Here is a 7,194-nt window from a genome sequence, read left to right on the forward strand (position 1 = left end):
GGTGATGCCAGGCGAAATATCCGCCGATCAAGCCAGCCACCAGCGCGAGAACGGCGGCGAGTTTGGCAATGCCGAGGTATGGCGTGAGCGGGTTCATTTGCCAAACTTGGCCGACAAGCCAAGACCTGCCAGCAGTGCCGCCGCGCCGATGCCGTAGGCTTGGAAATCAAACGGCTTGCCGAACACGACGCTGTAGACTTCCAGCCCCAGGCCAATCAATACCGCTGCACCAGACCATAGATAGGACGGCTCCAGCGTGAGATTGTCGTCGCCGGTGATGAGTTCGAGTAGCTTTTTAAACATTATTTGACTCCCAAAGCAGATTTAGCTTTCGCCCACAATGCGCGGCGCTCAGCGGCACCGGCCATCGCAGGCCCGTTGATCGCGCGCGTGATGGCATCGAATTGCCCCTTGTCGGCCAGCGCATTGCAGCCATTTCGGGACCAGTACAGGCCAGCGCACAAAGCGCCCCAACGCGGATCAGCAACAGCATCCGGCGTCACCACGAAGTCCGGCACGCTATCGAGCAGCTTGCGCAACTGGTCGCGCGCGTTGGCGTAGTTGGCCAGAGTTGTCAGCTGGATAGGTCCGCGCCCCCGATAGCGCCAGCCGTCCCCGGACGAAACCGGACCGTTGCCGCCCTTTCCTGCGTAGGCATGATTCGCAATTGCTTCCGGGCTGTGCGCCAGCATGTTGGCCAGCGCGTTCGGGATCTTGACCTTGGCGGCCGGATCGACAGCGAATTTCCCCGGCCAAGTGTTCGCCAGACCTTGCGCGCCATAGTTGAGGTTTTCGACGACCGCGGACAGTCCGGTGCTTTCGTGCCCGATCTGCGCCAGAAAGGCCGCCTGTCGTGCCGGCGTGCCGATGTCGAAGTCGTGCATGGCGTCCGTGAGCGCGCTCAGCCAGTTGGTCGCGAGGGCAACAGGCGCCCCAGTCGCAGCGGCGATTTGTTGAGCGGTCAGCATCACTCCTCCCACCGTGGCATCTTGCCGTGCGCAATGGCCCAGATTGCTGCGCCCAGCGTCACGATCGGCGCCAGCCACTTGGCAAGGTTTCCGAGCGCGGCCAGCACCTTGAATCCCGCCTGCAGCGTATCGAATACTTCCAGCATGGCAGTGATGTCCGTGGCGAGCTTGGCAGTCTTGTCGGCGGTATCCCTGGTCAGATCGGTGTTCTCCTTGAGCGCGGTTTCCACCAAGGTCAAGCGGGAATCGAAATCGCTCATGCCACCTCCGGCGCGAACACAAAGTCGGCCCGCTGTTCCCGTTGCATGATCCAGATCGGGTACGGCAAGAGGTGAATACCGTGGTTCTTGCTGCGATGATGCGTTTCGCAGAGCACCATCATGTTGTACTCAGCATCGATAAAGTCGCTGGGATAATTGAACGTCGACCAGGGGAAAGCAGGATGTAAGATGCGCATCTTGTCCCAGTCGATACCGTCGGAGTCAGCCCATTCAGCGTGAAAGTGGTGCACTTCGCGCTTGTCTTTTGATCCGCAGACCCAACACGGTGTATCCAGTACCTTGACCAGGTGATGCTTGGTCCGCTTGAACAGCGTCGACTCGGTGCGCGGCGGATGATCTGGGTAAAAAATGTCGATCGCGATCGTTTCTTTGAATTCATGTTCGTGGTCTGGCATGACGTCTCCGGGTATTAAAAAACCCGCCGAAGCGGGTTGGTTTTCTTAAACTCTCGAAATAGAGAACGTGAACGGGATGCGCCATTCCGGCCCCCAGGGTGTCGACTTCCACTTGCCGGTTGCTGCGTCGTACATGTTCCAAGCCTTAAACCCCAGCTTGACATGCCAGCCGTTGCGCATGTAATGCTCGTTGAATTGCCCGTTCGGACCTTGTGCATAGAAGTACAGATCGTGGGTCGCTTCCGAGCCGGAAAACGCGGTAACGCGCCATTCGGACGGATTGAATGGCACGCCGAGCGCCCAATAGCTGAAGCCATAGGCCGGATTTCGGTTCAGCCATGCCACCCGGCCCCAGTAAGAGCCTTGCGCGCCGCCCGCATCGAGACTGGCATCGAAGGTTTGCACCCACGCTAGCCAGTTTGGAAGCCATCCATCTTGACTGGCGAACAGCGGTGCCCACCAGTTGATGAGCAGAACGGCGAGGATGGTTCCGATCGGGTCAATGGCCGAATAAATCCGATAGCGCCACATGATCAAGTGCCAGCCGGATATGCTGGTTGCATCGGCAACGGCAGAGTCGGATCACCGCTGGTTGCGTTCAATATTGCGCGCAGGGCTTTGCGATAGGATGGCCATGCCGCAGGAACCGCCACGCCGTTTTCCACGCAGCGCAGCATCGTAATATCCGATTTATTGATGGCGAGTTGCGCCTTGGCCTGATATGCCGACCATAGTGCGGCTGAGGTAGGTGGCGGCGGCGGCGCAGGCGGCGTAACGACCCAAGCGCCAGACGCGCCGGATACGGTGGCGCCAGTTGCCAGCCCCGCCCGGATCATCGCCTCGTCGGCGTCAGTAACCGCAACCGCGTCGAGCGGCCAAGTGCCCGCCGAATCGTAGGTTGCACGCATGTCTGACGGATAAAAACCGCGTGTAGATGCTGAGTAGAATTTAGACATGATTTATCCTTAGTTTCCGAGCACGATCCAACGGACGCTGTTGCCTGTAGCGTTGCAATGCCCGTTGAATCCTGAATTTCCGACTGAGTCCGACCAGGCAGAGGCTATGCCGGTACCGGAAGAATCGGCCGTCAAAGCGATTGACCTCATGCTATTCGGGAATGCGATCGGGTAGGTGACAGAAACAGGATTGCCCGAAGTGGCGTTTGCCGTAAAAATACCCCACTGGATAATTATCCCGCTTGGGAGTTTCTGGTAGCCATTGGCTGCGAGGGATGCCGCGAATCCGGGGCTACCTTGCGCTTGCGCACTACCGGCGATAATCGTCCATCCCGAGACGCCGTTGGCTTCAATAATGAGGGTATCCCCCGCCAGCATTGAAATAACTGTAGAACTAAGTGCGGATCCATAAAAAATATCCGCGCCTTGTTTGGAAATCGAACACGCGGCTACTGCCTCAAAAACAAGGACCGAACCCGTAGGAACAGCAGTTGACAACGGTATTGTTATTGTCGGGTTTGCCCCGTTGACGTTAATAACGCTGCCGACGGTAGAAGCGGCGAGAGTTTGCGTCGTGTTTGCCTGTATCCGTCCCGCGAAATTGCCGAGCGCCCGCTGCACGGCCGCCATCGTGGCGAGTTTCGTTGTAGCGTCGAACTGCGCGGGCGTCACGCCGCTCTGAATCTGCGTGAATACGTTAGCCAAATTTAACTGCGCTGCTGGGCTGATGAACGGCGCGCCTGCCAGTGTCGAGATATTGCCAGCCACGACAGTTGCCTGCCCGTTGGCCACCGTGACCACATACAAGCCGGTATATCCAGAGTCAGCCGCTGGCGTGGTCTGCGAACCAGTCGTCGCGGCGATACCTGCCTTGATCGTGACGTTGCATTGCCCTTTGCGCACCGTGTTGTTCGTGGTACCGGCATTTGCCGGACCGCTATATGCTTGCGATGGATTGCTGGCGTTGTAGTACGGGAGAACGACTGGCGTAGCGTCTGTATCGAGATACGTTGCCTGCACCAGATAATTGATGCTCTGCCCGGCAGTACCAGGAGCGGGTGCAGCAAGCGTCACCGCATCGAGCAAGATGCCCTGCTTGAGGATGGTATGGGTCGTATCAGCAGCAATCGATGAGTACGCGGTGCCGTCGATGTTTTGCAGGCTGTAGATTTCGCCGGGACTGATGACCACGTTCAACGCGGCCGGGCTATTCGGATTGCAGGCCAGCCCGTTCAATTGGACCGAAATTCCAAGAATAGCAGCGGCCAGCTTCGACAGCCCGATCATTGCGTTCTTGTTCGTGCCAAGCAAATCCGTCTCGAGCGGAATTTGACCCGGATAAATTAACTGTCTGTCCATTCATTGCTCCATAAAAAAAGGACGCCTAAGCGTCCTTTGTGGGTGATTCTGTTTTTCTTACGAGTTAATTTGTGTCCAGATGGTGCTTCCGACCGGCTTCACACTGTCAATCGCTGCGTAAATGTCACTATCCGCCACGGCGCCGGTGCTTTGCGACAGCGTTGCGTAGTCCGCCCGTGAGGCAACGCCATAGCCGCCCGGCGACGAGCCATAACCTGTGACATACGGGATGCCGGTCGATGCCGGCCGATACGCTTGCACGAATGCCTGAAATGGGATCAGCATCGAGCCGTAGCCGCCCGCGACGCCATAGCCGCTATTCGGCGCACCATATGCGCCGGTGTCCATCGGGCGTTGCGGCTCGAAGATGATCGGTGCGCGCCCGGTGAGATCAGTCAATACCTTGGTGATTGCGTTGCGGGTACCGCGCTCGCGGAACAGGTTGATAATGATGCGGGCGCGGAAGCTGGCATCGGACTGATTTGCGGAACGCTGCAAGGCTGCGCCGAAAAAATCCGCCGCCACCATATCAAGCCAGCCGTCCGTTGCGGTCAGGATGCGCGTTTGCAGCTTGGCGTACAGGTACAGCGAATAAGCGAACGCCGAAGCATTCGCCAGCCCTTGGAGCAGCGCATCGAGCAGCGGGCTGGCAGGCCCGAACCAGCGCGGCAGAACGCTTTTGATGCGCCCGAAAATATCAGATTGATCGCCGATTGCCATTATGCGACGCTCACTGTGCCGGCTTTAATCACCTGCAGCGCAGTAGCGGCCACGTCTGCGGTTGCGCTGTTCAATGTCACGCCGGTCACGTTGGTGACGCCGGGCGAGGCGTCATAGGCTATCTGCGTCAGCCGCGAGAATGTTAGTGTTTGTCCGAGCGTCAGCGCATTGACGTAGTTCCGCAGTGCGGTTGTGACGAGGGTTGCGGTCGCGGTATGGTCATAGCCCGCCGCAGTCGTGATCGTCATCGCGATATTGGCCGTCACCACTACCGGTGCGAATACGCCGAACGTGGATGTCACTGGCCGCACTGCATCAATCGCATTCGAGGCAGAAGAAAGCAATGATCCTGGCGGCGTGCCGGTGCCGTCGTCGATCACGACGAAGAAATAGCCGTTCTGCACCGCCCCGCCATAGGTCAGGTTTTCGGTCAGCGAGTAAGTGACGCCCTGCTTGAGTGACGTGATCGCATTGCCGACCGCTGTTTTCGTGGCTTTCGACAGCGAGGCGATATAGGTGATGAAGCGCGCGCGCAGCGCCGCATCTGACTCAGGGTCGACGCCATTCGTGAACGACGCCGCATTTGTGACCGTATCGACGCCGGAAATCGGCTGGTTCAGCAGCGAGATTTGCCCGATAACGGCATTGGCCGCGATCCCGGCCGTCACAGCAGTCACCGTGACGTTGATGCTGGACACGCCGGCGGCCAGAACATAGCCGCCCAATGACGCACTGTAAGCCGCATTGGTCGTATCGAGTAGCGCGGTATAGGATTGCGTGCCGTCTGCGCTCAGAACGGTCGCCCCGACGGGCACAACAGCCTGCGCAGTCGACGTGAACCGCGCAAAGGTAACTTGTCCGGATGCCGCCACTGCTGCCAGGCGCGTGACGCCGAAATCGAGCATGAAGCTGTCGAGGTCGGCCAAGTTGGACGTGGCTGCGCGCGTTGTCGCGAGCAACTGCAAAATCAAGCCTTGAATCCACAGGATGACCGTGGCATTCGCCTCAACCACGGCGCGAAGGATTGAGCCGACCGTGAGGTCAACCAGTCCGCGCGCGGCGCCCTGAATGGCGGTTACCGAATTTCTGACCAGTGTAGGAAAGTCTTGCGTGCTAAGAGCCATTTATTTCCCTAACGATTGACATCGAACGAAAGTGCGACCGGTTTGCCGGTTTGCGCATCGTTGTAATGGATATAAACCGACACGCCGCCCTGAATTTCAGTTACGGTAATGATCGGCTCCGGGTTCCTCGCCACCGACGCCTCGAGCAGGATCTGGCCGCGAATCACGCCCTTGATTTTGGCAATATTGACGGTATCGCCAACCATGCGCGGAAGTCCGGCGCCATAGGTCGGGTGGAAAATGTAATCTCCGGAAACCGTCACATTGCCGTTTCGGTCGAATGCGGCCGGGTTGGTCAGCAGGCGGCGCAAGACCCGTTGCTGGCCCTGTGTGGTGCCATCGACTTTCAACAGGTCGCCCGTCGCCGACTGCGTTAAATCGCCGCCGTAGTAATGATTCAGGTCGCTCATTGTGGCGCTCCAACCGTTCCGCCCTGCGGATCGGTGTGTGTATGTGTTTTCAGGCCGATGCCGTCGGCAGTCACGTTGCCGCCAGTAATTGCCATGTTGCCGGCCACCGTCGCACCGCTGCCGCCACTGATAGCCATGCCGCCCTGCCCTGTAATCTGCCCCGTTACCTGCTGGGTGCCGGTGATGACCACATTTCCGGTGATGTGCTGCGGACCAGTGTGGTTCCACTGGGTTGCTGCGCTGCTTATCGTCCCGTCTCCGTTTAGCGTGACCGTCGCGCCATGCCCATCTGAAAACGTGCCGCTGCCGTTGTTTAGCAGCTTGAAAAAGGCGCCGCTTTTATGCACCAGCCAGAACTCGCCGGAAGGCACGCTCAACGGCCGGTTCTTGTCGTTATAGAAACGCATGCACGACATCGGCGCATCGTGATCCGCCTCCTGAAACTGCACTTCGACCAGATCGCCGATCGTTGGCGGGCAGAACATGCCCCAGCCATTGCCGACCCATGGCGACAGCAGCGGTATCCAGCCGGTCAGGTTGCCTTCCGGCTGCAGCGCGACGCGCACCGCGTAATTGCCCGGGTCGTAGCTCTGCACCGTGCCAAGACGCGTCGACGCCCGCTCACCCATCGCCTGCACTGCCTGCATGCGCATCGCGTTTAGCATTTCCCTCATAGCGGGATCACCGATTGCGGCGAATGGTTCTTGGCCTTGATTGTCATCGTGTAGCCGCCGGTGAGATCCATTTCGCGCACGATGCTTTCCGGGTAATAGGTCTGGTCAAAAGCGGTACCGGTGCCGACCACGCTGATCAGGTTGTTGACTTGGATCAGGTTATCGGCCGGCAGGGTCGCGTTTAGTTTTACTTCGTGCTTTGAAATATCGTCATGAATTTGCTGCGCCTTTTGCAGCGCTTTCTCATAGGTCAGGTGCGCGAACGTGTAGCTGAACTGCTGGGCCTGCGCCTTGCTCTGGCCTGGCT

The 7,194-nt window shown here is 58.7% G+C and carries 11 protein-coding genes and 1 pseudogene; all 12 read right to left on the reverse strand.

Annotation, left to right across the window (positions count from 1 at the left end; all coding sequences use genetic code 11):
* Positions 1–93: 93 nt before the first annotated feature.
* Positions 94–303 (reverse strand): hypothetical protein, encoded by a 210-nt coding sequence (locus ACFOFO_RS26235; RefSeq protein ID WP_390333516.1) that lies wholly within the window; start codon positions 301–303, stop codon positions 94–96.
* A complete protein-coding gene (locus ACFOFO_RS26240) occupies positions 303–968 on the reverse strand; it encodes a glycoside hydrolase family 19 protein (RefSeq protein ID WP_390323109.1) in 666 nt (221 codons plus the stop codon). Before ACFOFO_RS26240 ends, ACFOFO_RS26235 begins: the two co-directional genes overlap by 1 nt.
* Entirely contained in the window at positions 968–1,228 is a 261-nt protein-coding gene (locus tag ACFOFO_RS26245; protein WP_390323107.1) for a hypothetical protein, read from the reverse strand. Before ACFOFO_RS26245 ends, ACFOFO_RS26240 begins: the two co-directional genes overlap by 1 nt.
* Entirely contained in the window at positions 1,225–1,644 is a 420-nt protein-coding gene (locus ACFOFO_RS26250) for a hypothetical protein (protein WP_390323681.1), read from the reverse strand. Before ACFOFO_RS26250 ends, ACFOFO_RS26245 begins: the two co-directional genes overlap by 4 nt.
* A gap of 45 nt (positions 1,645–1,689) precedes the next feature.
* Positions 1,690–2,175 (reverse strand): DUF7338 family protein, encoded by a 486-nt coding sequence (locus ACFOFO_RS26255; protein WP_390323101.1) that lies wholly within the window; start codon positions 2,173–2,175, stop codon positions 1,690–1,692.
* 2 nt (positions 2,176–2,177) lie between these two features.
* Positions 2,178–2,600 carry a hypothetical protein gene (locus ACFOFO_RS26260; protein ID WP_390323099.1) on the reverse strand — a complete coding sequence of 141 codons (423 nt, stop codon included), beginning with the start codon at positions 2,598–2,600 and terminating at the stop codon, positions 2,178–2,180.
* A 9-nt stretch (positions 2,601–2,609) separates the two neighbouring features.
* Positions 2,610–3,959: a gp53-like domain-containing protein gene (locus tag ACFOFO_RS26265; protein WP_390333519.1), complete on the reverse strand. Its 1,350-nt coding sequence runs from the start codon at positions 3,957–3,959 to the stop codon at positions 2,610–2,612.
* 57 nt (positions 3,960–4,016) lie between these two features.
* On the reverse strand, positions 4,017–4,679 hold the full coding sequence (locus ACFOFO_RS26270) for a hypothetical protein (protein WP_390323095.1): 663 nt from the start codon (positions 4,677–4,679) through the stop codon (positions 4,017–4,019).
* Positions 4,679–5,803, reverse strand: a complete 1,125-nt coding sequence (locus ACFOFO_RS26275) for a baseplate J/gp47 family protein (protein ID WP_390323678.1) — start codon at positions 5,801–5,803, stop codon at positions 4,679–4,681. The genes ACFOFO_RS26270 and ACFOFO_RS26275 overlap by 1 nt, the downstream gene beginning before the upstream one ends.
* A gap of 8 nt (positions 5,804–5,811) precedes the next feature.
* Complete coding sequence (locus ACFOFO_RS26280) at positions 5,812–6,213, reverse strand: phage tail protein (RefSeq protein WP_390323091.1); 402 nt, start codon at positions 6,211–6,213, stop codon at positions 5,812–5,814.
* A complete protein-coding gene (locus tag ACFOFO_RS26285) occupies positions 6,210–6,887 on the reverse strand; it encodes a phage baseplate assembly protein V (protein ID WP_390323677.1) in 678 nt (225 codons plus the stop codon). Before ACFOFO_RS26285 ends, ACFOFO_RS26280 begins: the two co-directional genes overlap by 4 nt.
* Positions 6,884–7,194, reverse strand: a pseudogene (locus ACFOFO_RS26290) (hypothetical protein); the annotation flags it as partial. The gene ACFOFO_RS26285 and the pseudogene ACFOFO_RS26290, both read right to left, overlap by 4 nt.

Source organism: Pseudundibacterium arcticum, assembly GCF_042646465.1.
GTDB classification, from domain to species: domain Bacteria; phylum Pseudomonadota; class Gammaproteobacteria; order Burkholderiales; family Burkholderiaceae_D; genus Undibacterium_A; species Undibacterium_A arcticum.